This is a genomic window from Pseudomonas citronellolis, assembly GCF_001586155.1.
Taxonomy (GTDB): domain Bacteria; phylum Pseudomonadota; class Gammaproteobacteria; order Pseudomonadales; family Pseudomonadaceae; genus Pseudomonas; species Pseudomonas citronellolis.
Window position 1 is genome coordinate 4,792,591 of the sequence record NZ_CP014158.1, and the last position, 25,743, is coordinate 4,818,333.

The 25,743-nt window shown below is 63.8% G+C and carries 17 protein-coding genes; 10 read left to right on the forward strand and 7 right to left on the reverse strand.

The annotated features are described in order from the left end of the window. Positions 1-47 precede the first annotated feature (47 nt). The 6 genes from PcP3B5_RS30980 (at position 48) to PcP3B5_RS20855 (ending at position 7,400) form a co-directional block, all read left to right on the forward strand. Complete coding sequence (locus tag PcP3B5_RS30980; protein ID WP_082816380.1) at positions 48-677, forward strand: TnsA endonuclease N-terminal domain-containing protein; 630 nt, start codon at positions 48-50, stop codon at positions 675-677. Further along, positions 674-2,593 carry a DDE-type integrase/transposase/recombinase gene (locus PcP3B5_RS20835; RefSeq protein WP_082816381.1) on the forward strand — a complete coding sequence of 640 codons (1,920 nt, stop codon included), beginning with the start codon at positions 674-676 and terminating at the stop codon, positions 2,591-2,593. The genes PcP3B5_RS30980 and PcP3B5_RS20835 overlap by 4 nt, the downstream gene beginning before the upstream one ends. After that, positions 2,580-3,521, forward strand: coding sequence for a TniB family NTP-binding protein (locus PcP3B5_RS20840; RefSeq protein WP_082816382.1), 942 nt, complete (start codon positions 2,580-2,582; stop codon positions 3,519-3,521). Before PcP3B5_RS20835 ends, PcP3B5_RS20840 begins: the two co-directional genes overlap by 14 nt. 65 nt (positions 3,522-3,586) lie before the next feature. After that, on the forward strand, positions 3,587-5,464 hold the full coding sequence (locus PcP3B5_RS30985) for a hypothetical protein (protein ID WP_237143112.1): 1,878 nt from the start codon (positions 3,587-3,589) through the stop codon (positions 5,462-5,464). 623 nt (positions 5,465-6,087) lie between these two features. Then, positions 6,088-6,309 (forward strand): DUF2188 domain-containing protein, encoded by a 222-nt coding sequence (locus PcP3B5_RS20845; protein WP_061562295.1) that lies wholly within the window; start codon positions 6,088-6,090, stop codon positions 6,307-6,309. Between the two features lie 626 nt (positions 6,310-6,935). Beyond that, on the forward strand, positions 6,936-7,400 hold the full coding sequence (locus PcP3B5_RS20855; protein ID WP_061562296.1) for a BRO family protein: 465 nt from the start codon (positions 6,936-6,938) through the stop codon (positions 7,398-7,400). 709 nt (positions 7,401-8,109) lie between these two features. Here PcP3B5_RS20855 and PcP3B5_RS20860 read toward each other — a convergent pair. From PcP3B5_RS20860 to PcP3B5_RS20885, 6 genes are read right to left on the reverse strand one after another with little or no spacing between them, the layout of a single operon-like run. After that, on the reverse strand, positions 8,110-8,931 hold the full coding sequence (locus tag PcP3B5_RS20860) for a peptidylprolyl isomerase (RefSeq protein ID WP_061562297.1): 822 nt from the start codon (positions 8,929-8,931) through the stop codon (positions 8,110-8,112). Between the two features lie 11 nt (positions 8,932-8,942). Beyond that, positions 8,943-9,626, reverse strand: coding sequence for a respiratory nitrate reductase subunit gamma (narI, locus tag PcP3B5_RS20865; RefSeq protein WP_043270724.1), 684 nt, complete (start codon positions 9,624-9,626; stop codon positions 8,943-8,945). Positions 9,627-9,639: 13 nt separating this feature from the next. Next, a complete protein-coding gene (narJ, locus tag PcP3B5_RS20870) occupies positions 9,640-10,401 on the reverse strand; it encodes a nitrate reductase molybdenum cofactor assembly chaperone (RefSeq protein ID WP_043300132.1) in 762 nt (253 codons plus the stop codon). Further along, positions 10,394-11,950 carry a nitrate reductase subunit beta gene (narH, locus tag PcP3B5_RS20875; protein WP_009621752.1) on the reverse strand — a complete coding sequence of 519 codons (1,557 nt, stop codon included), beginning with the start codon at positions 11,948-11,950 and terminating at the stop codon, positions 10,394-10,396. Before narH ends, narJ begins: the two co-directional genes overlap by 8 nt. After that, positions 11,947-15,711 (reverse strand): nitrate reductase subunit alpha, encoded by a 3,765-nt coding sequence (locus PcP3B5_RS20880; protein WP_061562298.1) that lies wholly within the window; start codon positions 15,709-15,711, stop codon positions 11,947-11,949. The genes narH and PcP3B5_RS20880 overlap by 4 nt, the downstream gene beginning before the upstream one ends. 29 nt (positions 15,712-15,740) lie before the next feature. Then, positions 15,741-18,389, reverse strand: a complete 2,649-nt coding sequence (locus PcP3B5_RS20885) for a nitrate/nitrite transporter (RefSeq protein ID WP_061562299.1) — start codon at positions 18,387-18,389, stop codon at positions 15,741-15,743. Positions 18,390-18,727: 338 nt separating this feature from the next. Between PcP3B5_RS20885 and PcP3B5_RS20890 the strand changes: the two genes are divergently transcribed. From PcP3B5_RS20890 to PcP3B5_RS20905, 4 genes are all read left to right on the forward strand, one after another. After that, positions 18,728-20,422 carry an FAD-dependent monooxygenase gene (locus PcP3B5_RS20890; RefSeq protein WP_061562300.1) on the forward strand — a complete coding sequence of 565 codons (1,695 nt, stop codon included), beginning with the start codon at positions 18,728-18,730 and terminating at the stop codon, positions 20,420-20,422. A gap of 10 nt (positions 20,423-20,432) precedes the next feature. Beyond that, positions 20,433-20,615 (forward strand): hypothetical protein, encoded by a 183-nt coding sequence (locus PcP3B5_RS20895; protein ID WP_009621747.1) that lies wholly within the window; start codon positions 20,433-20,435, stop codon positions 20,613-20,615. A gap of 90 nt (positions 20,616-20,705) precedes the next feature. Further along, positions 20,706-21,512 (forward strand): helix-turn-helix transcriptional regulator, encoded by an 807-nt coding sequence (locus PcP3B5_RS20900; RefSeq protein WP_061562301.1) that lies wholly within the window; start codon positions 20,706-20,708, stop codon positions 21,510-21,512. A gap of 1,032 nt (positions 21,513-22,544) precedes the next feature. Continuing rightward, positions 22,545-23,078, forward strand: a complete 534-nt coding sequence (locus tag PcP3B5_RS20905) for an REP-associated tyrosine transposase (protein ID WP_043270736.1) — start codon at positions 22,545-22,547, stop codon at positions 23,076-23,078. Positions 23,079-23,313: 235 nt separating this feature from the next. Here the strand turns inward: PcP3B5_RS20905 and PcP3B5_RS20910 are convergent, their stop codons facing one another. Then, the gene (locus tag PcP3B5_RS20910) at positions 23,314-25,725 is read right to left on the reverse strand and encodes a glucose/quinate/shikimate family membrane-bound PQQ-dependent dehydrogenase (protein WP_061562302.1); all 2,412 of its coding nucleotides are present in this window, start codon (positions 25,723-25,725) and stop codon (positions 23,314-23,316) included. Between the last annotated feature and the right edge of the window lie 18 nt (positions 25,726-25,743).

Here is a 25,743-nt window from a genome sequence, read left to right on the forward strand (position 1 = left end):
ACTGAGTACGGCACCTGGTTAGGCCCATCCAGCCCAGGGGACTCATCATGGCTGCAGCTAATGAAACAGCACGAAACGTGACTCGCTGTCACTATGGAAAAAATGTTGTTTTTTTCCCGTCCCGTAAGAATAACTGTCAAGTAATCTGCGAAAGCGTGCTGGAAGCAGATTACTGCCTCCTACTTGAGTTCGATAAGCAAGTCTTGGACTATCGGAGCCAACCTGAAACCTTGACGCTTCTCGATGACGGCGAAACTTTTATCTACACACCGGACTTCTGCGTAAACAGTAGTGAAGAGCTATTTTATGTAGAGGTAAAACCAGATCGAAATCGATTACCCTCAAAATATCTTCGAAAATTAACGGCTGCAAAAAAATTACTCAACGAGCGCGGTAGCGAACTTCAACTTTTAGACACCAGTGATATCCGCCCACACCATCTATTGAGAAATCTAAAACTGCTGTACTCACGCTCGTTCAATACCCGCCCCGAAGAATACGCCTACCTCATTAGCCAAATACCTCTTTTGCCGAGACATCTGACACTCGACGCCTTGCTACGAGAACTACCAGCCATCAGCTGTTCGGCCAAATACTTGGCCATTTTCAACGAGGTCTTCGGCGTTGATCTGGACCGTTTATTAACAACAAGCACGACGCTGGAGGTATTATCATGAGCCATTCAAGCCCCCCAATGGTCGGTGCCCAGTACGATCTGGAACACGACACCTATGTCGTCACCTGCGTCTTGGATGACCAGATCTCTCTGTGCTCACTTACTGGATTCCAGCGACGCTACCTCTCACGCGCGGAGTTTGCCGTGTTGGAACATCAGGGCAGCATCACTAAAAAGGTGGCCGCCCCTGGCGAGCTCAGCGACGCTTCTCGGTTGCTCCGCTCGGCAGCCGACCGGCAGAAATATGACTATCGCCGTGCCTATGTAGAAGCCTATCTGGAACAGAAAGAACTTACGGGCTGCACGAGAAGCCGTCTGCGCAAACTGATTGACGTGACCGCCGCCTCTCTCGGCGATCAGCGCAAACCCTCCCCCGTCACAGTGTACTGCTGGACCATGCGCTATCTGCGCAACAATCGTAATCCGTTGGCATTGCTACCCAACTATCCCACACATCGGTCACGCGCGATCAAACTAGCCGTAATCGAAATGATGAAACATTACATCAACACGGTCTATTTGACTCGCGAACGCCCGACCATTCAATACACCTACCGTTTGCTGAAAGGACATATTCAGGCGGAAAACGTTAAGCGTGCGAAGGCGGACATGCCGCTACTAAAACCGCCCTCCTATGCCACGTTCTGGCGGCAAGTGGTGAGCACCGACCGCTACCTCGCCGTACGTATGCGCGAAGGAAACAAGGCGGCACAAAGGACCTTTAAACACGGCCGAGCTCTCTATGTGGAGGACGACCTGTACGCCACAGTGCAATTTGATACAAAAACCATGGATGTGGTGGTTGTCGACGAAACCGGCCAACCCTTGGGACGGCCAGTCCTGGTCGCAGGACTCAACCCTAGCACGCGAGAATGCACGGGCTGGCACATGTCGCTTGGCGCCGTCTGCGCAGAACACGTGGTTTTAGCTCTCATTAATGCCATTCAAGGAGACGAGGATGATCCTGACAGCGGGGGAAAGATGCGTAACGCTGATCTGGATAATGGTTCAGAAAACGCCAACGACTGGCTTCAGAACATTGCCAATACCCTGGGCATCTCGCTGCGCTACGTCCCTCCAGGACAACCGGACGCGAAAGCCTTTATTGAGCGCTTCTTCCGAACCGTTGATCAGGGGTTGGTGCATATGCTGCCCGGTACGACCAAGGAGTCGCCCGCCAAGCTGGGTGATTACAAGTCAAAAGAGCATGCCTGCCTCACACTCCAGGAACTTCGCACCGCATTTATCAAGTGGCTGAAGATTTACCATAACAGTTACCACGATGAACTGTACATGTCGCCTCACCAAAAGCGCCTGGAACTCCTTCAGAAATCACCACCGCCAGAACGCTACAGTTCATCCGACCTCAAGCAACTGACACGTAGCATCTGTTATCGCAGACTGTCCAATGGCCGTGTGAGAATGTTCAATCTCTTATGGACCGGGCCTGGAATTGCAGAAACTGCCGCACGCTTGGGAAAAAAACAAACCGCTATCGTCTATTACGACCCATGTGACCTCTCTGAGGTCTGGGTTGCTCATCGCAATTCGCCTAAAGAGATGATTCCGGCATTTGCAACCCGACCAGCATATCAGCATGAATTGACCTTAAGCGAACACCTCAACGTCATGCGAGAGATCAATGAGAGCCGGACAAACTTCAATGAGAGCTTGGCATTGAAAGTGCGCAAGGAACTCTTCGAGGACATCCAAGAGATCAAAAGGAAGGCTGCTCAACGCTCTGCCAAGCAACGAGGCAAAAAGAGTTGTCCCTCCGGGAAAAACAAATCGCTGGAACGCCCTTACGTACACTCTGAGGAGGCCAATTTCCGCCCAATTTCAGTTTCCTTGAGCATCATCGAGACCGAGAAGTTCGAAACATTTAACGTCGAGGATATTCAGCATGAAGAGTCCTGACACAACAGACATTCTTACCAGATTTTCCTCATTTACCGTGGTCCACCCGTATTTCAAGAATGCGATGGACACCATCAATGAGGCAATCGAAATGACCCGTGACCGCCACGAGCCAAGTTCGGTGCTATTGCTCGGCGATGCCGGCACCGGCAAAACGCGAATTTGTCAAATCCTCACCGCCCGGGTCGGTGACTCCCGAGTTACCCGCAGCAAGGACGGCGTCACGATCCTGCGGCCGGTTATCAGCTGTGTAGTCCCACCTCATGCAACGATCAAAGGCCTCGTCGATCGTATTCTTAAGGAGCTGGGCTCACACAAGAACAATCAATCTCTCAGTAACCTGGAGAGTCGATTGTTTACCTTGCTAGCTACTTGCTGCACGAAAATCATCATTTTGGATGAGTGGCAACATCTAATATCACGAGGAGCCGAGCCCACACGCAACGGAGTATGCGACTGGGTTAAGGTATTGATCAATACGTTCAAAGGCACTGTCATTCTCTCCGGCACTCGAAAAAGTGAGGAGATCGTGGATGAAGATGAGCAACTGGCGGGCAGATTTCCGTTCAGGGCTTACCTGTACAACTTCTCGCTGGGCACACCAGAGGAACAGGACGTTTACGCCACACTCGTGGCGGCCTTTGCCCGAGAAATCAGCAATGCCATGCCGTTTGATGAAGTGTTGGTTCTTTGCGACGAAAAACTTCTGTTGGCACTTTTTATTTTCACTGCTGGAAACCTGCGCATCCTCAGGCTATTGCTACACTCCGCCTTGAAACAGGCACTGGAAAGAAACGACCGAAAGTTTATCCGTGAAGACCTGGCTTATGCCGCGACACGAATTCATTATGCGCGACGCCTGACGAAGAAGAACCCCTTTGAACTTTCGCTAGCAGAGCTGCAGGGAATTCTTTTTGGTAAGCGATAATGATGAGAATCCCTTATGTCGCCCTTCCACTGGATGAGGAAAGCTTTGCAAGCACCATCCTGCGAATGGCTCAAAGAAATGGTTATCTCTGCGTGGACCAATTCCTTAAGTCTTTTGGCCTGGGGAATAGTGGGATCCCCGCTAATCAATGGGTAGGATCGAATCTATATAGATTGATATTGGGGCAACCCACACTGAGAAACGAAGATCGAGAACTACTTAAATCTATATTTAACACCAAGCCCATGCGCTATCGCACCGACGTATTCACGATTAACGGGATACGGTTACCGACTCACATGCTGCGCCAAGATCTGGCCATATGTCCAGACTGCCTGAGAGAGGGCTACTTACACCATATGCATGCTTATGAGTTCTGTGATATCTGCCCCAAACACAGCCAATATTACTATCTGACGTGCCCTAGCTGTAACGTCCCTATTAGCTGGCGCAACCTAAAAGGCTGGATTTGCGCCTGCGGCCAAGACTTACGCCAACTCACGACTCAACCCGCCAATAGTTACTCCACGATGCTAGTTGCGCAGGCACTCCAAGAGGCTGACCATATTTATATGAAAAACCTCTGCACAGCGATAAAATGCACACGCTATCTAGAAAGCCCAATACGCAGCCATGACTTGCTAGCCGATTGCCAAAACGTCGCCACCGGTGATAAAGACTACTTCTTCAGCCATATCAGAAAGCAACAATCTCTTTACCCTTGCCTACATCGGCGGGCAATTCTGGCACCATGGCTACTGACAGACAACACCCAATTGCGCACTTATGCCATCGAGTACTTTTTTGCCGCATCGCAGCAGAAACCCTCATCCCGAGCTCACGCCTGTGAGTGTAGCCAACTATTATTCAATCCAGCAGAGCTCAGATTTACCTTCAAGATTGAAAGATCCCAGAAGAGCAAGATCCCAAATCAGAGCAGGCCTACCGGAACCACTATCAAACTATTCCAAGTACAGGATCTCTGCCGCTTACTGATGGAGTGTCCCAAAATCAGTTGGGATGACTTCGATCATCAGCCCTATCCGTGCAACGCCAATAGGCTTATGAATGCAACGGAAGCAGCATACGCATTGACCACGAGTAAGCAGACGATAAAGCGTCTTCACTACTTTGGCTTACTTAAGGGAGAGCGGTTTCAGAGGAAAGTTGGGGTGCTATTCCCTTGCAGTGAGGTCGAAAGGTTCCACCAGACCTATGTACTCAACCGTGAAATCTCCAAGAATCTAGGAATCAAACCCAAGACTGTACAGAAACTATTGACTTCGGCGGGTATCCAGGAGGTACGTAACAGGGCTTTCGGCTCATCACTCGTCGCCTATCGAAAGGACGAAATCTCCGCAGAGCTTCTCTCATTTCTTACCACTCCTAGGCCTCCTACAGCCCCCAGACTCCAGACCTCCTCCTGCTCAGGAATATTATTTAGCGAAGCAGCCAGCAAACTACGATTGGGCGTCAAGGATATCCCGACCCTCATCAAGATGGGCATTTTGGAGACTGCTCCGGCCATTCGGAGCACAGGACTTCCTGGCAGGGATCTATGTACCCGCAAAAGCCTGTATCAGGCCCTACGCTGGAGAAGTCGGCTTCTCACGTTTTTGGAGGTTGAGAAGCTCTCAGGCTGCTCAACAATCATGATCCATGCCCGATTTGTTTCTGCAAGCTTCATTAAAGAAATCAAGCTAACAACTACATCACTGATGAGTTCTCTAGACGCCGAGAAGGTGAAAAATCACTTCAAAACCTACACTACTGAAAAGACGGCGAGAACTGAGTACCGACTAAGTCCAAAAAGAATTCAGCAGCAAATAGCGAAAAATAGAATTCATCCTCTTCCTCCCTCCCACAAGGACTTTCTCAAAGGTCAAAATACAATTTTAAGAGCAGAGCTTGACGCTATCTATAGAGCATCCCCTGAGTATTAATCCACTTCCCTCTTAGTTTCTCCTCTCCGTCACACGCTCTTCCCCTACCAGCACGCAGCGTGCCCCAATGATCCGCCACAACCGTCATTCACCCTCGTGGCCAATTCCGACTCCCTATCAGTCCAGTACTTAGCGCAAAAGAAAGCACATATTCCAGGAATTGGTGAAACGGAGCAAATCCAGCCGGTTGGTAACCTATTGATAATATTCGACACCTGGGATAAATCCATCTGAAAAGGTACGCAAGACCATAAAAGCCCATGGAAGGGCATTAGGAGTGTTCTGTAGAAAGACCTTTAGCAATGTGTGGCGCAAGGACGCGCCAGCTGTCTAGCGACAGTGAAATGATGGGCTGAAAGTAAAAAACCCTCGACAACCGCTGCAACGGATGCCGAGGGCCTTTACCGTGATGGTGAACAAAGCCCACCTACACGGACCGTGATCAAGGTAGCCACAATCACGTAAGCATTTGGGGAAATGCGGGGCGTGATTATGGACCACCCTGATGCGGTGTCAACGGCTAGCCGTCGGAGCCAACACCTCAGCACCTGAGAAAGCTCCTAGGCACGCGGCAGAGCCTAGCCAATAGGCTCAATCCATAATCTCGTTTTGAGGTAAAACTCATGAGCAAGAACCAACACGTCGTCCCTCACGGTGACAATTGGGCTGTAAAAGGTGAAGGCAACTCCAAGGCGACAAAGGAGTTCGACACCCAGGCCGAAGCGATAGAGCACGCACGCAGCATTGCGATCAACCAAAAGAGCGAGCTCTTCATCCACAACGAAAAAGGTCAGATCCGCGAGCGCAATAGCTACGGAAATGATCCGTACCCGCCCAAGGGATGAGCTAGCTGTGCCCGGCTCAAGGACGAGCCCCTGCCTACTCACTGCACAGGAGTTATCGCTATGTTTTTTGGGATATTCATCCTCATGTCTGGCGTTTTGTATTTGTGCGAAGTCTTCGGGCTCATCAGTGCAGATATCAAATGGGGGCTGCCACTTGCACTGATCTGCTTCGGCGCATCGGAGGCTTGGAAGGCGTATAGCTCTCGCCAACCCTCGACCAACCAATCTCCAACCTCCTAACGGAAGCTTTAACCAGCGCATAACCGCTTGACGGTTATGCGCTGTTCAGTTGACCCAACGCCGCCGACACCATACCCTCGCACCTGGCGCCTAAGAAACGCCTAAACCAGAGCGGTCCACCGCACCCGATAGCTTTTGCGGCTTTTTTGCGCCCGAAGGTCTAACCACGTCCGCAAGAAAGGTCACTCGCGTTGTCGGGAGTGGGCTAATACAAGACCCGCAAGGGGAATACGTCCGGCCCGTCTCTGGTGGGTTTCTTAGCTCCCGACTCCAATCACGCCCTAAGAAGCGACCAGAGGTAATGGATATGCCTATCACCCCCAGCCTTCAGCCCGAAGGCGCTTCGCCGTACCTGCCCTCTTCCCCCTCCACCCCGGAGGTGCACCATGTCTGAAGAGGTCCTGATCCCCACCCTGTTCACCCGCCACAAGCGCCAGCTGCGCGCCCTGCTGCTGGAAGACCAATGCTGGTTCAGCACCCGCGACCTCGGCCGGCTGATGGGCGTGCCGATGCTGGAAGAGCGCGTGCAGCGCAACCTGGACGACGACCAGCACCGCCGCGCCTGGCTGCGCGGCGGCAATGGCGACTACGAGGACGAACTGCTGCTCAGCGAATCCGCCGTATACGCCACGCTGATCCACTACTTCCACCCGGGAAACCGCTGCATCCGCCAATGGATCACCCAAGAGGTGGTCCCGGCCCTGCGCGACAGCTACCGCCACGACACCCGCCAACCCCGCCGCGAAACCCTCCACGGCCCCACCCAGGCCCTGACGGTGCTGCACTGGCAAGGCATGCTCTGGGTGCCCTACCGGCAATGGCCACAGGTGGACACCACACCCAACCGCTGAACACCGGACCTGTTCGTAGGATGGCGTTGAGCGCAGCGATACCCATCAATGGCGCGGCAGCATGGGTATCGCTTCGCTCCACCCATCCTACGGGGGCTGGCGCTTCGGGTTCGGCCATGGTGTTGGCGGCAACGGTGATCACCGCGTACAACCGCGAACGGTACGCCCTACGGGTGGGCCTGGCGTAGGGCGAATAACGCTCCGCGTTATCCGCCGTTTGACCTCGGCCCAATCCCGCTCGCCGCCGAGCACGGAGCCGCCCTCGAAACCGCGCCAGGCTCAACCACGGCGTTGCCGGCAAGGAAGGTGTAGCGGCGGATAACCGCGAACGGTTATTCGCCCTACGGGTGGGCCTGGCGTAGGGCGAATAACGCTCCGCGTTATCCGCCGTTTGACCTCGGCCCAATCCCGCTCGCTGCCGGGCACGGAGCCGCCCTCGAAACGGCGCCAAGTTCAACCACGGCGTTGCCGGCAAGGAAGGTGTAGCGGCGGATAACCGCGAACGGTTATTCGCCCTACGGGCGGTGTGGATGTCCCTTTGGAAATCCGTAGGGCGCATAACGCCCACGGCGTTATCCGCCTGATCGCGGACGGAGTCCGCTCCTACGGGGAAGCTTCGTGCCTCATTGCAGACTGTAGGAGCGGGCCCTGCCCGCGAATCGCGCGCAGGGCGCGCTCCTACAGGTGAATGGTGCGGGTGGCACTCACGTCACGACCGAGCACCATGCTCGGGACTGTCGTCCAGGCTAATGCCCTGCACCCCAATTTCCTTCTCCAGCGCCAGCAGGTATTGGCGCAGGGCCTGGCGGGTGGATTCTTCGCGCAGGCTGTGGCGGACGCGGGTGCTGACTTGTTCGTAGGGCAGCGGGCGGCTTTCCTGGCGTTGGTCGATGCTGACCAGGTGCCAGCCGTAGCGCGAGGCCAGGGGGCGGTCGTGCAGGCCCAGGGGCAGGCGGTGCAGGGCCTGGTCGAGTTCGGCGACGGTCTGCCCGGCGCGCAGCCAGCCCAGGTCGCCGCCTTCCTCCTTCGACGGGCAGGCCGAGTGACGTTGGGCGAGTTCGGTGAAGCGCTGCGGGTCGCGGTGCAGTTCGCGCAATAGTTTTTCGCCCAGGTGGTAGTGGGCGTCGCGGGCGCTGGCGTCGTCCGGGGCGGCGGGCAGGAGGATGTGGCGGACCTTGATCCTGGCCGGCTCGGCGAAGCGTTCGCGGTGGGCTTCGAAGTAGCGCCGGCAGGCGTCCTCGTCGGGCTCGGGGACTTGCAGTTCGCGCTCCAGCAGCGCCGCCACGGCCTGGTCGGCGCCCTCCTCCGCCAGTTCGCCCGCGGGCAGCAGGCCGAGGCTGGCGGCCCTTTGCCCGAGCAGTTCGCGCACCACCAGGGCGCGGGCGGCCTGCAGTTGCGCCTCGGCCAGGGAGGCGGCCGGGTGGAAGGGGGTTTCCCGGGCGATGTCGGCTTCGCTGAGCCGGGCGCTGCCGACGCGGATCACCGCGACGGGTTCGGCCGGCAGGTTCTCGACGGCGATCATTTGGGCCATGGCTTCGCTCCTCAGCCGCGCCGGCGGACGATCTGGTAGTTACGCCCGAAGTAGCCCAGGGGGATGCTCCAGACGTGCACCAGGCGGGTGAAGGGGAACAGCAGGATGATGGTCAGGCCGATGAAGATGTGGATCTTGAAGATCAGCGGCGTGCCGATCAGGAAGCTGGCCGCGTCGCCGCGGAAGAACACGATGGACTGCGCCCAGCCGGCCAGGGCCAACATCATTTCGCCGTCCAGGTGGTGCAGCGAGAAGAAGATGGTGATCAGCCCCAGGCACGCCTGCAACAACAGCAGGGCGATGATCAGGTTGTCCATGAAGCTGGACGAGGCGCGCACCCTGGGGTTGAACAGCCGGCGCCAGAGCAGCATGCCGCCGCCGATCACGCAGAGCACCCCGGCCGCGCCGCCGAAGAGGATGGCCATAAGCTGCTTGTGGCCGGCGGAAAGAAACGGCTCGTAGACCCAGTGCGGCGTCAGCAGGCCGACCAGGTGGCCGAAGAAGATCGCCAGGATGCCGATGTGGAACAGGTTGCTGGCCAGGCGCATGTGGCGGCTGGAGAGCAGCTGGCTGGAGCCGGTCTTCCAGGTGTACTGGCCGTAGTCGTAGCGCAGCAGGCTACCGAGCAGGAACACGGTGCCGGCCAGGTAGGGGTAGTAACCGTAGAGCAGATGCAGAACGTAGTCTTCTAACATGATGAGCCTCCGTTCATTGGCCGTCCGCCAGGGGCGACGGGGTGGCGGGCAGGACCTGGACGACCTGGGGCAGCGCCTGGTATTTGCGCTCGGCCAGGCGCCGGCCCTCGGCGGACTGCAGGCTGCAGTCCTGGTCGGTCTCGGCGTTGAAGCGGACGATTTCCTCTTCCCACACCGCGTCCAGAGCCTGCGGGGTGTGGTCCGGCGCCTCTCCCTCGACCGCCGGACGCTGCTGCTGGATCAGCTCGCTGCGGCCGATCAGCGCCAGCAGCGCGTGGGGCACCAGCGCGTGGTCGGCGCCGCGCTCTTCCAGGCGCGCGGCGAGCAGCGCGAGGATGTGCTGGATGTCGCCCAGCCACTGGCCGATCTCGGCGTGGCTGCGGGTGGAGAGGTATTCGAGGAACAGCGGCAGGTGGTCGGGCAACTCGCGGGCGTCGAGCTGGAAGCCGGCGGCCTCGTACTCGGCCAGCAGGTCGACCATGGCCTGGCCGCGGTCGCGGGATTCGCCGTGGACGTGCTCGAACAGCAGCAGCGAGACCGAGCGGCCGCGGTCGAAGAGTTCGACGTAGGCTTCCTGCAGGTCCAGCAGGTCGCTCTGCGCCAGGCGTTGGCACCACTGGCCCAGGCGCTTGCGCAGGGGCTCGGGCAGGCGCGTCTCGTCGTCGAGGATGGCGGCCAGCTCGCCGGCCGCCGCCTGCAGCTCGGCGCAGGGGTAGTCGAGCAGCCGGGCCAGCACGCGCAGGCTCAGCAGGCCCTGGGGCTGGCGCTCATCCATGGCGGCTGTCCTCCACCGGGTCGAAGGTCTGCACCGGCTTGACCAGGGTGGTGGTCTGCTTGCTGCCGCCGAACAGGCTGACCTCGCTGTTGCCGCCGTGGCAGCCGTTGCCGAAGGTGAAGCCGCAGCCGCTGCGCTCGGCGTAGGCGTCGGGCAGGGCCTCGCGGTGGCCGGTGGGGATGACGAAGCGGTCCTCGTAGTTGGCGATGGCCAGGTAGCGGTACATCTCTTCCACCTGGCGCTGGCTCAGGCCGACCTGCTGCAGCACTTCGCTGTTGAGGGTGCCGTCCACGTGCTTGGCGCGCATGTACACGCGCATGGCCATCAGCCGCTTGAGGGCCAGCACCACCGGCGCCTCTTCGCCGGCGGTGAGCATGTTGGCCAGGTAGCGCACCGGGATGCGCAGCGATTCGATCTTCGGCAGCACGCCGTCGAATTCCACGTGGCCGGCCTCGGCGGCGGACTGGATGGGCGACAGCGGCGGCACGTACCAGACCATCGGCAGCGTGCGGTATTCCGGGTGCAGCGGCAGCGCCAGTTGCCAGTCGATGGCCAGCTTGTACACCGGCGAGGCCTGGGCCGCGGCGATGACGCTGTCGGGCACGCCGTCCTTGCGCGCCTGCTCGATCACTTGCGGGTCGTGGGGGTCGAGGAAGATTTCGCACTGGCGGTGGTAGAGGTCGCGGTCGTCCGCCGAGGCGGCCACTTCCTCGATGCGGTCGGCGTCATACAGCAGCACGCCGAGGTAGCGGATGCGCCCCACGCAGGTCTCGGAGCAGACCGTCGGCTGGCCGGTCTCGATGCGCGGGTAGCAGAAGATGCACTTCTCGGATTTGCCGCTCTTCCAGTTGTAGTAAATCTTCTTGTACGGGCAGCCGCTGATGCACATGCGCCAGCCGCGGCACTTGTCCTGGTCGATGAGGACGATGCCATCTTCCTCGCGCTTGTAGATGGCGCCGCTGGGGCACGAGGCCACGCACGCGGGGTTCAGGCAGTGCTCGCACAGGCGCGGCAGGTACATCATGAAGGTGTTTTCGAACTGCCCGTAGATGTCGGCCTGGACCTGCTCGAAGTTGATGTCCTTGCGCCGCTTGGCGAACTCGGTGCCCAGCAGTTCCTCCCAGTTCGGCCCCCACTCCACCTTGTCCATGCGCAGCCCGCTGATCAGCGAGCGCGGCCGCGCCACCGGCTGGTGCTCGCCCTGGGCGGCGCTGTGCAGGTGCTGGTAGTCGAAGGTGAAGGGTTCGTAGTAGTCGTCGATCTGCGGCAGGTCGGGGTTGGCGAAGATGTTCGCCAGCACCCGCCATTTGCCGCCGATGCGCGGGTTGATGGAGCCGTCGGCGTTGCGCACCCAGCCGCCGTTCCATTTCTTCTGGTTCTCCCATTCCTTGGGGTAGCCGATGCCGGGCTTGGTCTCGACGTTGTTGTACCAGGCGTATTCGATGCCTTCGCGGCTGGTCCAGACGTTCTTGCAGGTGACCGAGCAGGTGTGGCAGCCGATGCACTTGTCGAGGTTGAGGACCATGCCGACCTGGGAACGGATCTTCATTTCACCGCCTCCTGCTGGTAGTCGTTGCCTTCGCCGTCGAGCCAGTCGATGCGCTTCATCTTGCGCACGATGACGAACTCGTCGCGGTTGGAGCCGACGGTGCCGTAGTAGTTGAAGCCGTAGGACAGCTGCGCGTAGCCGCCGATCATGTGGGTCGGCTTGGGGCAGACCCGGGTGACCGAGTTGTGGATGCCGCCGCGCGTACCCGTCACTTCGGAGCCGGGGATATTCAGGATGCGTTCCTGGGCGTGGTACATCATCGCCATGCCCGGGCGCACCCGCTGGCTGACCACCGCCCGCGCGGCGATGGCGCCGTTGGCGTTGTAGAGCTCGATCCAGTCGTTGTCGACCACGCCGATGGCGCGCGCGTCGTCCTCGCTGATCCAGACGATGGGCCCGCCGCGCGACAGCGTCTGCATCAGCAGGTTGTCGCTGTAGGTGGAGTGGATGCCCCACTTCTGGTGCGGCGTCAGCCAGTTCAGGGCGATTTCCGGGTTGCCGTTGCTGCGCGGCTCGGCGACGCTGGCCGCGGCCTTGGTGTCGATGGGCGGGCGGTAGACCATCAGGCTCTCGCCGAAGGCGCGCATCCAGGGGTGGTCCTGGTAGAACTGCTGGCGGCCGCTGAGGGTGCGCCAGGGGATCAGCTCGTGGACGTTGGTGTAGCAGGCGTTGTAGCTCACGTGCTCGTCCTCCAGGCCCGACCAGGTGGGGCTGGAGATGATCTTGCGCGGCTGCGCCACCAGGTCGCGGAAGCGGATTTTCTCTTCCTGCTTGGGCCGCGCCAGGTGGGTGTGGTCGCGCCCGGTGATCTTCGACAGCGCGGCCCAGGCCTTGACCGCCACCTGACCGTTGGTTTCCGGGGCCAGGGTGAGGATCATCTCCGCCGCGTCCACCGCCGAGGCCAGCCGTGGCCGCCCTTCGGCGGAACCGTCGAGCTTGCGGTAGTTGAGCTTGCCGAGCAGGTCGACCTCTTCCTGGGTCTGCCAGGCGATGCCCTTGCCGCCGTTGCCCAGGGTGTCCAGCAGCGGGCCGACGGAGCTGAAGCGCTCGTAGGTTTCCGGGTAGTTGCGCTTGACCTCGATCAGCGAAGGCATGGTCTTGCCGGGGATGGGCTCGCACTCGCCCTTCTTCCAGTCGCGCACTTCGGGCTGGGCCAGCTCGCCGGGGCTGTCGTGCTGCAGCGGCAGGGTCACCAGGTCGGTTTCCTCGCCCAGGTGGCCGACGCACAGGCGCGAGAAGGCGCGGGCGATGCCGTCGTAGATCTGCCAGTCGCTGCGCGCTTCCCAGGCCGGGTCGGTGGCGGCGGTGAGCGGGTGGATGAAGGGGTGCATGTCCGAGGTGTTGAGGTCGTCCTTCTCGTACCAGGTGGCGGTCGGCAGCACCACGTCGGAGTACAGGCAGGTGGTGGACATGCGGAAGTCGAGGGTCACCAGCAGGTCGAGCTTGCCCTCGATGGGCTCGTCCTTCCACAGCACTTCCTCGGGCTTCTGCTTGCCGGCCTCGCCCAGGTCCTTGCCGAGCACGCCGTTCTTGGTGCCCAGCAGGTACTTGAGCATGTATTCGTGGCCCTTGCCCGAGCTGCCCAGCAGGTTGGAGCGCCAGACGAACAGGTTGCGCGGGTGGTTCTGCGGGTTGTCCGGGTCTTCGCTGGCGAAGCGCAGCTGGCCGCTCTTGAGCTGCTCCACCACGTAGTCGGCGGTGCTCTTGCCGGCGGCCTGGGCCGCGGCGGCCAGGCGCAGCGGGTTGGTGCCCAGTTGCGGCGCCGAGGGCAGCCAGCCCATGCGCTCGGCGCGCACGTTGAAGTCCACCAGGCTGCCGCTGAAGTCCTGCGGCCGGGCCAGGGGCGAGAGCAGTTCCTTCACCTCCAGCTTCTCGTAGCGCCACTGGCTGGAGTGGTTGTAGAAGAACGAGGTGCCGTTCATGTGCCGCGGCGGGCGGTGCCAGTCCAGGGCGAAGGCCAGGGGCGTCCAGCCGGTCTGCGGGCGCAGCTTCTCCTGGCCGACGTAGTGCGACCAGCCGCCGCCGCTCTGGCCGATGCAGCCGCAGAGGATCAGCATGTTGATCAGCCCGCGGTAGTTCATGTCCATGTGGTACCAGTGGTTCATCCCGGCGCCGACGATGATCATGGAGCGGCCGTGGGTCTTGTCGGCGTTCTCGGCGAACTCGCGGGCGATGCGGATCATCTGCGCCGCCGGCACCCCGGTGATCGCCTGCTGCCAGGCCGGGGTGTAGGGCTTGAGCTGGCCGTAGTCGCTGGCGCCGTCGTCCTCGCCGGCGCCGCCCACGGTGGGCTGCAGGCCGCGATCGATGCCGTAGTTGGCGGCCATCAGGTCGAACACGCTGGCCACCAGCGCCTCGCGGCCGTCGGCCAGTTGCAGGCGCTTGGCCGGCACGTGGTGGTAGAGCACGTCGCGCACCGGCACGTTGGGGAAGTGCTTGCGCTCGATGCCGCCGAAGTACGGGAAGGCCACCCGCGCCACTTCGTCGTGGCGGCCCAGCAGCGACAGCGCCAGGCGCACCTCGCGGCCCTCGGCGTCCACCGGCTCCAGGTTCCAGTGGCCGGACTCGCCCCAGCGGAAGCCGATGGAGCCGCGCGGCACCACCAGGCGCTCGCCCGCCTCGTCCCAGGCCACGGTCTTCCACTCGGGGTTGTTGGCCTGCGCCAGGTTGCCGGCGAAGTCCGCGGCGCGCAGTTGCTTGCCGGGGACCAGGCCGCCTTCGGCGCGCGGTTCCAGCTCCACCAGGATCGGCAGGTCGGTGTAGCGGCGCGCGTAGTCGGTGAAATAGCTCCGCGGGTTCTCCAGGTGGAATTCCTTGAAGATCACATGGCCCATGGCGATGGCCAGGGCCGAGTCGGTGCCCTGCTTGGCGCTCATCCACTCGTCGCAGAGCTTGGAGATTTCCGCGTAGTCCGGGGTGATGGCCACGGTCTTGGTGCCCTTGTAGCGCACCTCGGTGAAGAAGTGCGCGTCGGGGGTGCGCGTCTGCGGCACGTTGCTGCCCCAGGCGATGAGGTAGCCGGAGTTGTACCAGTCGGCGGACTCGGGCACGTCGGTCTGCTCGCCCCATACTTGTGGCGAGGCGGGCGGCAGGTCGCAGTACCAGTCGTAGAAGCTCAGGCACACCCCGCCGATCAGCGACAGGTAGCGGGTGCCCGAGGCGTAGCTGACCATGGACATGGCCGGGATCGGCGAGAAGCCGGCGACGCGGTCCGGGCCGTAGGTCTTCACGGTGTAGACGTTGGCCGCGGCGACCAGCGTCTGCAGTTCGTCCCAGTCGCTGCGCACGAAGCCGCCGCGGCCGCGGATGGACTTGTACTGCTTCGCCTTCTGCGGATCCTCGACGATGCTCGCCCAGGCCAGCACCGGGTCCTTGTGCGCGGCCAGCGCCTCGCGCCACAGCTGGATCAGCGCCTTGCGCACCAGCGGGTATTTCAGCCGGTTGGCGCTGTACAGGTACCAGGAGTAGCTGGCCCCGCGCGGGCAGCCGCGCGGCTCGTGGTTGGGCAGGTCCGGGCGGGTGCGCGGGTAGTCGGTCTGCTGGGTTTCCCAGGTCACCAGGCCGTTCTTCACGTAGATCTTCCAGCTGCACGAGCCGGTGCAGTTCACCCCGTGGGTGGAGCGGGCGATCTTGTCGAACTGCCAGCGCTGGCGGTAGCCGTCCTCCCAGGCGCGGCTCTCGTCGCGGGTCTCGCCGTGGCCGCCGGCGAATTCCGGCGGGCGTTTGACCAGGTAGCGCAGGCGGTCGATGAAGTAACTCATTTCTCTCCTCCTCGGCGCGGGCCGGATGGCTAGCAGCTCACCTCGGCGTTACGGCGGGTGTAGTAGAACCAGGTCACGACGATGCACAGGGCGTAGAAGACGATGAAGCCGTAGAGCGCCCACTCCGGCCCACCGGTCAGGTCGAACGAGCTGCCGAACGACTTCGGGATGAAGAAGCCGCCATAGGCCGCCACCGCCGAGATGAAGCCCACCGCGGCGGCGGACTCCTTCTCGCTCTGCAGCGCCTGCTGCTCGGCGGGCAGGCCGGGGAACAGGCGCGGCGTCTGGATGCGGAAGATCGCCGGGATCATCTGTGTGGTGCTGGCGTTGCCGACCCCGGAGAAGAAGAACAGCAGCAGGAACATGGCCAGGAAGCCCCAGTAGGCCCCCGGCTGGTCCTTGATGCCGATGAAGAACAGCACGCCGCCCACGCACACGGCCATGGCGACGAACACCCAGAGGCTGATGCGGGCGCCGCCGAAACGGTCGGCCAGGCCGCCGGAGAAGGCGCGGCTCAAGGCGCCGATCAGCGGGCCGAGGAAGGCGAAGCGCAGCACGTCGACCTGCGGGAACAGGTGCCCGGCCAGCAGCGGGAAGCCGGCGGAGAAGCCGATGAAGCTGCCGAAGGTGCCGGTGTAGAGCACGCTCATCAGCCAGGTGTGCTTGCGCTTGAAGATCGCCATCTGGTCGCTGAACGAGGACTTGGCGCTGGCGATGTCGTTCATCCCGAACCAGGCGGCGAGGGTCGCGGCGATGATGAACGGCACCCAGATGAAGCCGGCGTTCTGCAGCCACAGCGGGGTGCCGGCGGCGGTCGTCTGCGGCTCGCCGCCCAGGCTGCCGAACACCGCCAGGGTGATCGCCAGCGGCACCAGGAACTGCATGACGCTCACGCCCAGGTTGCCCAGCCCGGCGTTCAGGCCCATGGCCGCGCCCTTGGCCTGTTTGGGGAAGAAGAACGAGATGTTGGCCATGCTCGAGGAGAAGTTGCCGCCGCCCAGGCCGCACAGCAGGGCGAGGATCAGCATGATCAGGTAGGGCGTGTTCGGGTTCTGCACGGCAAAGCCGATCCACAGCGCCGGCAGCAGCAGCGAGGCGGTGGACAGCGCGGTCCAGCGCCGGCCGCCGAAGATCGGCACCATGAAGCTGTAGAAGATGCGCAGGGTGGCGCCCGACAACCCGGGCAGCGCCGCCAGCCAGAACAGCTGGTTGGCGCTGTAGCTGAAGCCGGCCAGCGGCAGCTTGGCCACCACCACCGACCAGACCATCCAGATGGCGAAGGCCAGCAGCAGGTTGGGGATGGAGATCCACAGGTTGCGCGTGGCGATGCGCTTGCCCTTGGCCTCCCAGAACGCGGCGTCCTCCGGGTGCCAGTCCAGCAGCACAAAGCTGCTGGGGGTGGACAACTCCGGCAGGTCGCGGCCCTCGCGCTGCTCGGCCCATTCCACGCGCTCGGCCATGCGGATCGCGTAGTGCATCCAGGCCAGGGCGCCTGCGGCGATCAGGAACAGCAGCATGAAGCAGCTCTGCCAGACGCCGATGACGTCGTTGAGCATGCCGAAGGTCAGCGGCAGCAGGAAGCCGCCCAGCCCGCCGATCATGCCCACCAAGCCGCCGACCACGCCGACATGCTGTGGGTAGTAGCTGGGGATGTGCTTGAACACCGCCGCCTTGCCCAGCGACATGAAGAAGCCCAGCACCACGATGACCGGGATGAAGCCGGCCAGGCCCAGGTGCAGGGAGAACTCCAGGTCCCCGCGCACGCCGCTGACGATGTAGCGCGTCGGCGGGTAGCTGAGCAGGAAGGTGCACAGCACCGACACGCCGAGGGTCCAGTACATCACCCGGCGCGCGCCGTAGCGGTCGGACAGCCAGCCGCCGAGGATGCGGAACAGCGACGCCGGCACCGTGTACAGCGCGGCGATCACCCCGGCGCTGGCCAGGCTGACGCCGAACACCTGCATCAGGTAGTGCGGCAGCCACAGGGCCAGGGCGACGAAGGCGCCGAAGACGAAGAAGTAGTACAGCGAGAAGCGCCAGACGCGCAGCTCCGCCAGCGGCGCCAGCTGCTCCGCCAGGGGAATGGGCTGCTGCTTGCGCGCCTGGCTCTGCGGGTCGGACTTGGCCAGCAGCATGAAGGCCACGCCCATGGCCGCCAGCACCGCGGCATACACCAGCGCGGCGCCGCGCCAGCCCAGGGCCAGCAGCAGGAAGGGCGCGGCGAAGTTGGTGATGCCGGCGCCGACGTTGCCGGCGCCGAAGATGCCCAGCGCGGTGCCCTGGCGCCCCGGCTCGAACCAGGCCGAGGTGTAGGCGGTGCCGACGATGAAGCCGCCGCCGGCCAGGCCCACGCCCAGGGCCGCCAGCAGCAGGCTGTAGAAGTCCGTGGCGAAGGTCAGCAGGTAGACGCACAGCGCCGAGGCCAGCATCACCAGGCCGAACACCCAGCGCCCGCCGTAGCGGTCGGTCCACAGGCCGAGGAAGATCCGCGAGATGGAGCCGGTCAGCACCGGCGTGGCCATCAGCAGGCCGAGCTGGGTGTCGGTCAACCCGAACTCGTCCTTGATCTGCAGACCGAGGATGGAGAACAGCGTCCACACGGCGAAGCAAAGGGTGAACGCCAACGTCGACAAGCCGAGGGCCCGGTATTGGTCCCGGGCGGGAACGGTCGTAACCATGCGCACGCAGTCCCTGGCGAGCGCCTCGAACGGCGCTTGCTCTACAGGCCCGGGGGCGAGTCCCGATACCGGCGGCTACCGGTCCACAGCGAATAACGTCGCACTCAGGCCAATCACGGTTGATGTTGCTGCTTTCGTTATCGTGGCACCGCTTTGGTGCAAGAACTGAGCGTAGACAGGTTCCGCGAGAATTCCAGAACGCCCGTGCAAGAGCGCTGCGAAGGCTGCGGCGCAAGTTGTCCCCTTGCGGGGACATCGCGGTCGCGCGTGGGGGGTAGAGTCGGGGCGATCCGACCGGCATCCGCCCACAAGCACAATAATCCCGGAGACGCACCGCGATGCACTGCCCTTCCACCGAGCCCCGGCGCTCGCTGTATTTCGACTACCAGGTCCACCCCGCCTTCACCGCCGCCGTGGGCGCCGCGCAGGCCGAGCGGCATGCGGTGGTCATCGTCGGCGCCGGGCCCATCGGCCTGACCACCGCGCTGGACCTGGCCCGCTACGGCATCCCTTCGGTGCTGCTCGAAGCCGAGCAGCAGGTCAGCGAGGGCAGCCGCGCCATCGTCTTCACCCGCCGTTCGCTGGAAATCCTCCAGCAGGTCGGCGTGGCCGACCGGGTGACCGCGGCCGGGCTGGGCTGGCGCTTCGGCAACTCCTTCTACCGCAACCAGCGGGTGTTCCGCATGGAAGCGCCGCAGGACGCCGACGACCGCTTCGCGCCCATGACCAACCTGCAGCAGCCGTGCCTGGAGCAGTACCTGGTGGAGGCCGCCCGGGCCAACCCGCTGATCGAGCTGCGCTGGGGCAACAAGGTGACCGCCGTGGCCCAGGCCGCTGACCATGCGCGCCTGGAAGTGGACACGCCCGCCGGCCCCTACGCCCTGGAAGCCCAGTGGGTGATCGCCGCCGACGGCGCGCGTTCGGCCCTGCGCTCGCTGCTCGGGCTGAAGCTGGAAGGCGCGGCCTACGAGGGCCGCTTCGTGATCGCCGACATCCGCATCCGCCTCGACCTGCCCACCGAACGCCTGGCCTTCTTCGACCCGCCGTGGAACCCCGGCAACACCGTGCTGATGCACCGCGAGCCCGGCGACATCTGGCGCATCGACTACCAGCTGCCGGCCGACGAGACGCCGGAGCAGGCCCTGGCGCCCGAGTCCCTGCGCGCACGCATCGACGCGCAGCTGGCCCTGGTGGGCGTGCAGGACCCGCAGTGGGAGCTGGACTGGTGCTCGGTGTACTCCGCCCGCGCGCTGACCCTGCCGGACTACATCCACCGGCGGGTGATCTTCACCGGCGATGCCGCGCACCTGCTGCCGATCTTCGGCGTGCGCGGGGCCAACACCGGCTTCCAGGACTGCAACGGCCTAGCCTGGAAACTGGCCCTGGCGCTCAAGGGCCTGGCCGGCCCGGCGCTGCTGCCCTCCTACAGCCACGAGCGCGTCGGCGCGGCGCGGGAAATCATCGCCGAGGCCGGCAAGAGCACCCGCTTCATGACCCCGCCCACGCCCGGCCAGCGCCTGGTGCGCGATGCCGTGCTGTCGCTGTCGCTGAGCCAGGCCTTCGTCCGCCCGCTGTACCACTGGCGCACCTCGCGGCCCCACGACTACACCGACTCGCCGCTGAACTGCCGCGACGACGACGATGCGGCGTTCCCCGCCGGCCCGCGCCAGGGCGCGCCGCTGCCGAACGTCCGCCTGGGCGAGGACGACTACCTGTTCGACCACCTGGGCGCCGCCTTCCACCTGCTGTACTTCAGCGAAGCCGGCGAACTGCCCGCAGACCTGCGGGCCCAGGCCGCGGCCCTGCGCGAGCGCGGCATCCCGCTGCGCATCCTGGCCATAGGCGCGGCCGATGCGGTGGACGGCGCCGACCTCAGCCTCGCCGACGCCGACGGCCACCTGCGCCGCAAGTACGCCGCGCAGCCGGGCGGCGCCTACCTGGCGCGCCCCGACCAGCACGTCTGCGCGCGCTGGCGGCAACTGGACGGCGCCGCGCTGGGCCGGGCCATCCACACCGCACTGGGCAACACCTGAGGGAACCGCCATGCAAACACTGACCATCGCCGGACTGGAAAGCGTCTACGAACAACTGGCCGAAGCCCTGGACCGCGCGCCCCAGGCGCAGCGCGAGCTGTTCCTGGTCAAGCTGGCGCTGCTCGCCGCCGAGGCCCTGGGCGAGCCCGAACGCTTCGCCGAGCTGACCGAGGCCGCCCTGCTGGACCTCTGAGCCCGGCCGATCCCCGGTCCGCCATGGCGGCGGCCGGGGTGCTACAGTGGCCGGCGCCCGCAACCCGCAGAACCCCGGAGGGACGTCGCGATGCAGTACTGGCCCCTGCGCGCCGGCAGCGTCGAGCACAGCCTGAACCTCGGCCACGCCGCCAACCTGTTCGCCCGCGTCGGCGGCAACCGCAGCCGCACCCTGGCCGCCGACCTGCTGCAGCTGATCGGCCCCGGCGTGCCCCTGGCGCAGTGCACCATCTTCGCCTATGCGCCGCGGCGCAACCCGCAGGTGTTCTCCTTCGCCGACCGCGCCCGCGAAGTGGCGCTGCCGCGCATCTCGCACAACTACGCCGAACGCTTCTACAGCCAGGACGGCAACCAGCAGGCCATGGCCCGCCGCGGCCCGGCCGAGCGCATCCTGGTGCAGCGCCAAGGCATCGACGACATCGCCCATCCCGAGTACCGCCGGGTGTGCTACGAGCAGCCGCGCATCAGCGAGCGCGTGGCCCTGCTGGCCCACGGCGAGAACGAGCGCTGGCTGTCGCTGAACCTCTACCGTGGCCACGAGCACGGGTACTTCTGCGCCCGCGAGATGGACTACCTGGAAACCCTGGCGCCGCTGCTGATCCAGGCCGTGCGCCTGCACTACCAGGCCTGGCTGCAGGCCAACGAACTGCCGCTGCTGCTGGCCGAACGCATAGCCGCCCGCCAGCCGGGCCTGACCCTGCGCGAGCAGACGCTGCTGCGCCTGATGCTGACCGGCGCCGACAACGACGCCATCGCCGCCCAGTTGGGCGTGCGCCCCTCCAGCGCCGCCACCTACGTCAAGCGCCTGTACCGCAAGCTGGGCATCGGCGGGCTGCGCGAGCTGATCGGCCTGGCGACCCAGGCGCAATGGGCCTAGCGCAGACGCCAGGCGGGCGCCGCGGAAAACCCCGGAAACGCTTTGGCGTAGGGCGCATAACGCCTCCGGCGTTATCCGCCGTTTGGCCTTGGCCATGCCCCGCTCGGTGACGAGCACGGAGCCGCCGTCAAAGCCGCGCCAGGTTCAACCATGCAGTGGCCGGCAAGAAAGGTGAGGCGGCGGATAACCGCGAACGGTTATTCGCCCTACGTTCATGGTGGGCTTGGCGTAGGGCGCATAACGCCTACGGCGTTATCCGCCGCTTGACCTTGGCCACACACCGCTCGGTGACGAGCATGGAGCCGCCGTCAAAGCCGCGCCAGGTTCAACCATGCAGTGGCCGGCAAGAAAGGTGAGGCGGCGGATAACCGCGAACGGTTATTCGCCCTACGCCCATGGCGGGCTTGGCGTAGGGCGCATAACGCCTACGGCGTTATCCGCCGTTTGACCTTGGCCATAATCCCGCTCGCTGCCGAGCACGGAGCCGCCGTCAAAGCCACGCCAGGTTCAACCATGCAGGGGTTGGCGAGGAAGGTGTAGCGGCGGATAACCGCGAACGGTTATTCGCCCTACGCCCATGGCGGGCTTGGCGTAGGGCGCATAACGCCTACGGCGTTATCCGCCGCTTGACCTTGGCCACACACCGCTCGGTGACGAGCCCGGAGCCGCCGTCAAAGCCGCGCCAGGTTCAATCATGCAGTGGCCGGCAAGAAAGGTGAAACGGCGGATAACCGCGAACGGTTATTCGCCCTACGCCCATGACGGGCTTGGCGTAGGGCGCATAACGCCTACGGCGTTATCCGCCGTTTGGCCTTGGCCATGCCCCGCTCGGTGACGAGCATGGAGCCGCTGTCCAAGCCGCGCCAAGTTCAACCACGGAGTTGCCGGCAAGAAAGGTGAAGCGGCGGATAACCGCGAACGGTTATTCGCCCTACGCCAGGTCCGAGTTTCGTGTAGGGCGAATAACGCGAAGCGTTATCCGCCGCCTCCCCGGGTACCCTGCCACATGGCAGAGCCCAGGGAGGAGCACCGATGCCGAATTACCGACGCGCCCGGATTGGCGGCGGCACCTACTTCTTCACCGTCACACTCCGCGACCGCCATTCGGACCTGCTGGTGCGGGAGATAGCCCTGCTTCGCCAGGTCGTCGCCAGGACCAGACGCCGCCATCCGTTCCGGATAGATGCGTGGGTAGTACTGCCGGAACACATGCACTGCCTATGGACGCTTCCACCGGGCGACACCGATTACGCCACCCGCTGGAAAGTCATCAAGACCGGCTTCGCCCGCCACATCCCACCGGGGGAATGGCTTTCCATCGCACAGCGCCTGCGCGGCCAGCGGGGAATCTGGCAGGCTCGCTACTGGGAACACCTGATCCGTGACGACAGCGACTACCAGCGGCACTTCGACTACATCCATATCAACCCGTTGAAACATGGGTTGGTCACGGCGTTGAAGGATTGGCCATTCTCGACCTTTCATCGAGCTGTCGCCGAAGGTATCTACCCCGCGGATTGGGTCGGGGACCTTTCGCTGGAGGTACAGGCGGCGGAGCGGTATTGAAGCCCCGCCAAGTTCAACCACGGAGTGGCCGGCAAGGAAGGTGAAACGGCGGATAACCGCGAACGGTTATTCGCCCTACGCCCATGGCGGGCTTGACGTAGGGCGCATAACGCCCCCGGCGTTATCCGCCGCTTGACCTTGGCCACACACCGCTCGCTGCCGGGCACGGAGTTACCGAATGAAAAACGCCCGCGGATCACTCCGCGGGCGTTCTTTCATTCCAGCGCCGCCGCCTTCAATCCGGCAACGCAAACGCCATCACATAGTCCCCCTGGCGGGTGCCCAGGGAGCCATGCCCGCCCGCCATGACCAGCACGTACTGCTTGCCGTCCTTGCCGGTGTAGGTCATCGGCGTGGTCTGGGCGCCGGCCGGCAGGCGGCCTTCCCAGAGGACCTTGCCGTCGCGCATGTCGTAGGCCCGCAGGTACTGGTCCAGGGTGCCGCTGAGGAAGCCCAGGCCGCTGGCGGTGGTGATCGGCCCGCCCATGCTGGGCACGCCCATGGTCAGCGGCAGCGGGAGGGGCGAGTTGTCGCGCACGGTACCGTTCTTGTGCTTCCAGATCACTTTGTGGGTGGTCAGGTCCACCGCCGCCACGTAGCCCCAGGCCGGGGCCTGGCAGGGCAGGCCGATGGGCGACAGGAAGGGCGCCATGATCACGCCGTAGGGCGCGCCGGCGTTGGGTTGCACGCCTTCGGTCTCGCTCTTGCGGGCCGGGCCGCCGGCGACTTCCTCGCGGGGCACCAGCTTGGACTTGAAGGCCATGTAGTCGGGGTTGACGAACATGATCTGGCGCACCGGGTCGACCGACACGCCGCCCCAGTCGAACACCCCGAAGTTGCCCGGGAACACCAGCGAGCCCTGCAGCGACGGCGGGGTGTAGATGCCCTCGTAGCGCAGCGACCTGAAGTCCAGGCGGCAGAGCATCTGGTCGAACGGCGTCACGCCCCACATGTCCTTCTCGCGCACGGTGGGCGGCATGAAGTTCAGCTCGGACATCGGCTGCGTCGGCGAGGTGTGGTCGCCTTCCACCGCGCCCTGCGGCACAGGGGTTTCGTTGATCGGCACGATGGCCTCGCCGTTGCGCCGGTCGAGCACGTAGATGCTGCCCTGCTTGGTCGAGGCCAGCAGCGCCGGCCTGATGCCGTCGGCGGTCTTCAGGTCGACCAGGGTCGGCTGGCCGCCCACGTCCATGTCCCACAGGTCGTGGTGGGTGAACTGGTGGGTCCAGCGCACCTTGCCGGTGGCCAGGTCCAGCGCGGTGACGCCGGCGCTGAACTTCTCCGCCTCGGGGGTGCGGTTGCCGCCCCACTGGTCGGGCATCTGGTTGCCCATGGGCAGGTAGACCAGGCCGAGCTTCTCGTCGACGCTGGCCACCGACCACATGTTCGGCGAGTTGCGGGTGTAGGTCTGGTCGGCGGCGATGGGCGCGGTGGCGTCCGGGTTGCCGCTGTCCCAGTTCCACACCAGATGGCCGTCGCGCACGTCGTAGGCGCGGATCACCCCGGAAGGCTCGTCGGTGGAGACGTTGTCGGTGACGTGGCCGCCGATGATCACCAGGTCGCGGGTCACCGCCGGCGGCGAGGTGGAGTAGTAGCCGCCGGCGGTGAAGCTGCCGATGTTGGCGCGCAGGTCGATCTCGCCCTTGTTGCCGAAGCCTTCGCAGACCTTGCCGGTGTCGGCGTCGAGGGCGATCAGGCGGGTGTCGGCGGTGGGCACGAACAGGCGTTTCGGGCAGCTGCCGGCGGCCGGCGCCGGGCTGGCGACGGTAGTGCCGTCGGCGGCCTTGGCGGCGTAGGCGGCCTCGTCATGGTAGGCCACGCCGCGGCAGGTCATGTGCGCCCAGCCCTTGAAGTTGGCCGCGTTCTGCGTGCTCAGCTTGGGATCGAAGCGCCAGAGTTCCTTGCCGGTGTCCGGGTCCAGGGCGATCACCTGGCTGTGCGGGGTGCACACGTAGAGCTTGCCGTTGACCTTCAGCGGGGTGTTTTCCGCGGTGGTCTCGCCCGGGTCGTTCGGGCCGGGCAGGTCGCCGGTGCGGAAGGTCCAGGCCAGCTTCAACTGGTGGACGTTGTCCGGGTTGATCTGCGTGAGCGGCGAGTAACGGTCGCCGAAGGCGGTGCGCCCATAGGCCTGCCAGTCACCCTCGGGCTGCGCCGGGGCGGCGTTGGGCACGCCGGCGCTGGCGCGGTCGATGCGCCCTTCGATGCGGCCCGGGTTGGTGAACTGCGAGGCGATGGCGGTGGCGCCGGCCAGCACCACGGCCAGGCCCAGCAGCGCGGTGGCCTTGGGCGCCGGGCCCGCGCTCAGCAGCGGGCGGCGCAGCCAGGGCAGCAGCAGGACGATGCCGAGCGCGAACCACAGCGCCAGGCGCGGCACCAGTTGCCACCAGTCCAGGCCCACTTCGTACCAGGCCCACAGGGTACTGCCCAGCAGGAACAGCGCGTACAGGCCGATGGCGGCGGCGCGGCCGAGCACCAGCAGCACGCCGGTCACGACCAGCACCACGCCGGCCACCAGGTAGTAGAGCGAGCCGCCCAGGCTCAGCAGCTTGACGCCGCCGGCCAGCAGGGCCAGGCCCATCAGCAGCAGCAATAGTCCGAGCAGGCTCGGCAGCAGGCGTGACCTGCCAAACGCACCGTCAGTGCTCATGCGTGTTCTCCTTCGGTC

What these genes read in the sequence shown, in the direction of transcription:
- PcP3B5_RS20885 (WP_061562299.1), bottom strand. Translation starts at nt 18,389, where the DNA reads ATGGTTACGACCGTTCCCGCCCGGGACCAATACCGGGCCCTCGGCTTG.
- narJ (WP_043300132.1), bottom strand. Translation starts at nt 10,401, where the DNA reads ATGGATGAGCGCCAGCCCCAGGGCCTGCTGAGCCTGCGCGTGCTGGCC.
- PcP3B5_RS20880 (WP_061562298.1), bottom strand. Translation starts at nt 15,711, where the DNA reads ATGAGTTACTTCATCGACCGCCTGCGCTACCTGGTCAAACGCCCGCCG.
- narH (WP_009621752.1), bottom strand. Translation starts at nt 11,950, where the DNA reads ATGAAGATCCGTTCCCAGGTCGGCATGGTCCTCAACCTCGACAAGTGC.
- PcP3B5_RS20900 (WP_061562301.1), top strand. Translation starts at nt 20,706, where the DNA reads ATGCAGTACTGGCCCCTGCGCGCCGGCAGCGTCGAGCACAGCCTGAAC.
- PcP3B5_RS20860 (WP_061562297.1), bottom strand. Translation starts at nt 8,931, where the DNA reads ATGGCCCAAATGATCGCCGTCGAGAACCTGCCGGCCGAACCCGTCGCG.
- PcP3B5_RS20835 (WP_082816381.1), top strand. Translation starts at nt 674, where the DNA reads ATGAGCCATTCAAGCCCCCCAATGGTCGGTGCCCAGTACGATCTGGAA.
- PcP3B5_RS20845 (WP_061562295.1), top strand. Translation starts at nt 6,088, where the DNA reads ATGAGCAAGAACCAACACGTCGTCCCTCACGGTGACAATTGGGCTGTA.
- PcP3B5_RS20905 (WP_043270736.1), top strand. Translation starts at nt 22,545, where the DNA reads ATGCCGAATTACCGACGCGCCCGGATTGGCGGCGGCACCTACTTCTTC.
- PcP3B5_RS20855 (WP_061562296.1), top strand. Translation starts at nt 6,936, where the DNA reads ATGTCTGAAGAGGTCCTGATCCCCACCCTGTTCACCCGCCACAAGCGC.
- PcP3B5_RS20890 (WP_061562300.1), top strand. Translation starts at nt 18,728, where the DNA reads ATGCACTGCCCTTCCACCGAGCCCCGGCGCTCGCTGTATTTCGACTAC.
- PcP3B5_RS20895 (WP_009621747.1), top strand. Translation starts at nt 20,433, where the DNA reads ATGCAAACACTGACCATCGCCGGACTGGAAAGCGTCTACGAACAACTG.
- PcP3B5_RS20840 (WP_082816382.1), top strand. Translation starts at nt 2,580, where the DNA reads ATGAAGAGTCCTGACACAACAGACATTCTTACCAGATTTTCCTCATTT.
- narI (WP_043270724.1), bottom strand. Translation starts at nt 9,626, where the DNA reads ATGTTAGAAGACTACGTTCTGCATCTGCTCTACGGTTACTACCCCTAC.
- PcP3B5_RS20910 (WP_061562302.1), bottom strand. Translation starts at nt 25,725, where the DNA reads ATGAGCACTGACGGTGCGTTTGGCAGGTCACGCCTGCTGCCGAGCCTG.
- PcP3B5_RS30985 (WP_237143112.1), top strand. Translation starts at nt 3,587, where the DNA reads ATGGCTCAAAGAAATGGTTATCTCTGCGTGGACCAATTCCTTAAGTCT.
- PcP3B5_RS30980 (WP_082816380.1), top strand. Translation starts at nt 48, where the DNA reads ATGGCTGCAGCTAATGAAACAGCACGAAACGTGACTCGCTGTCACTAT.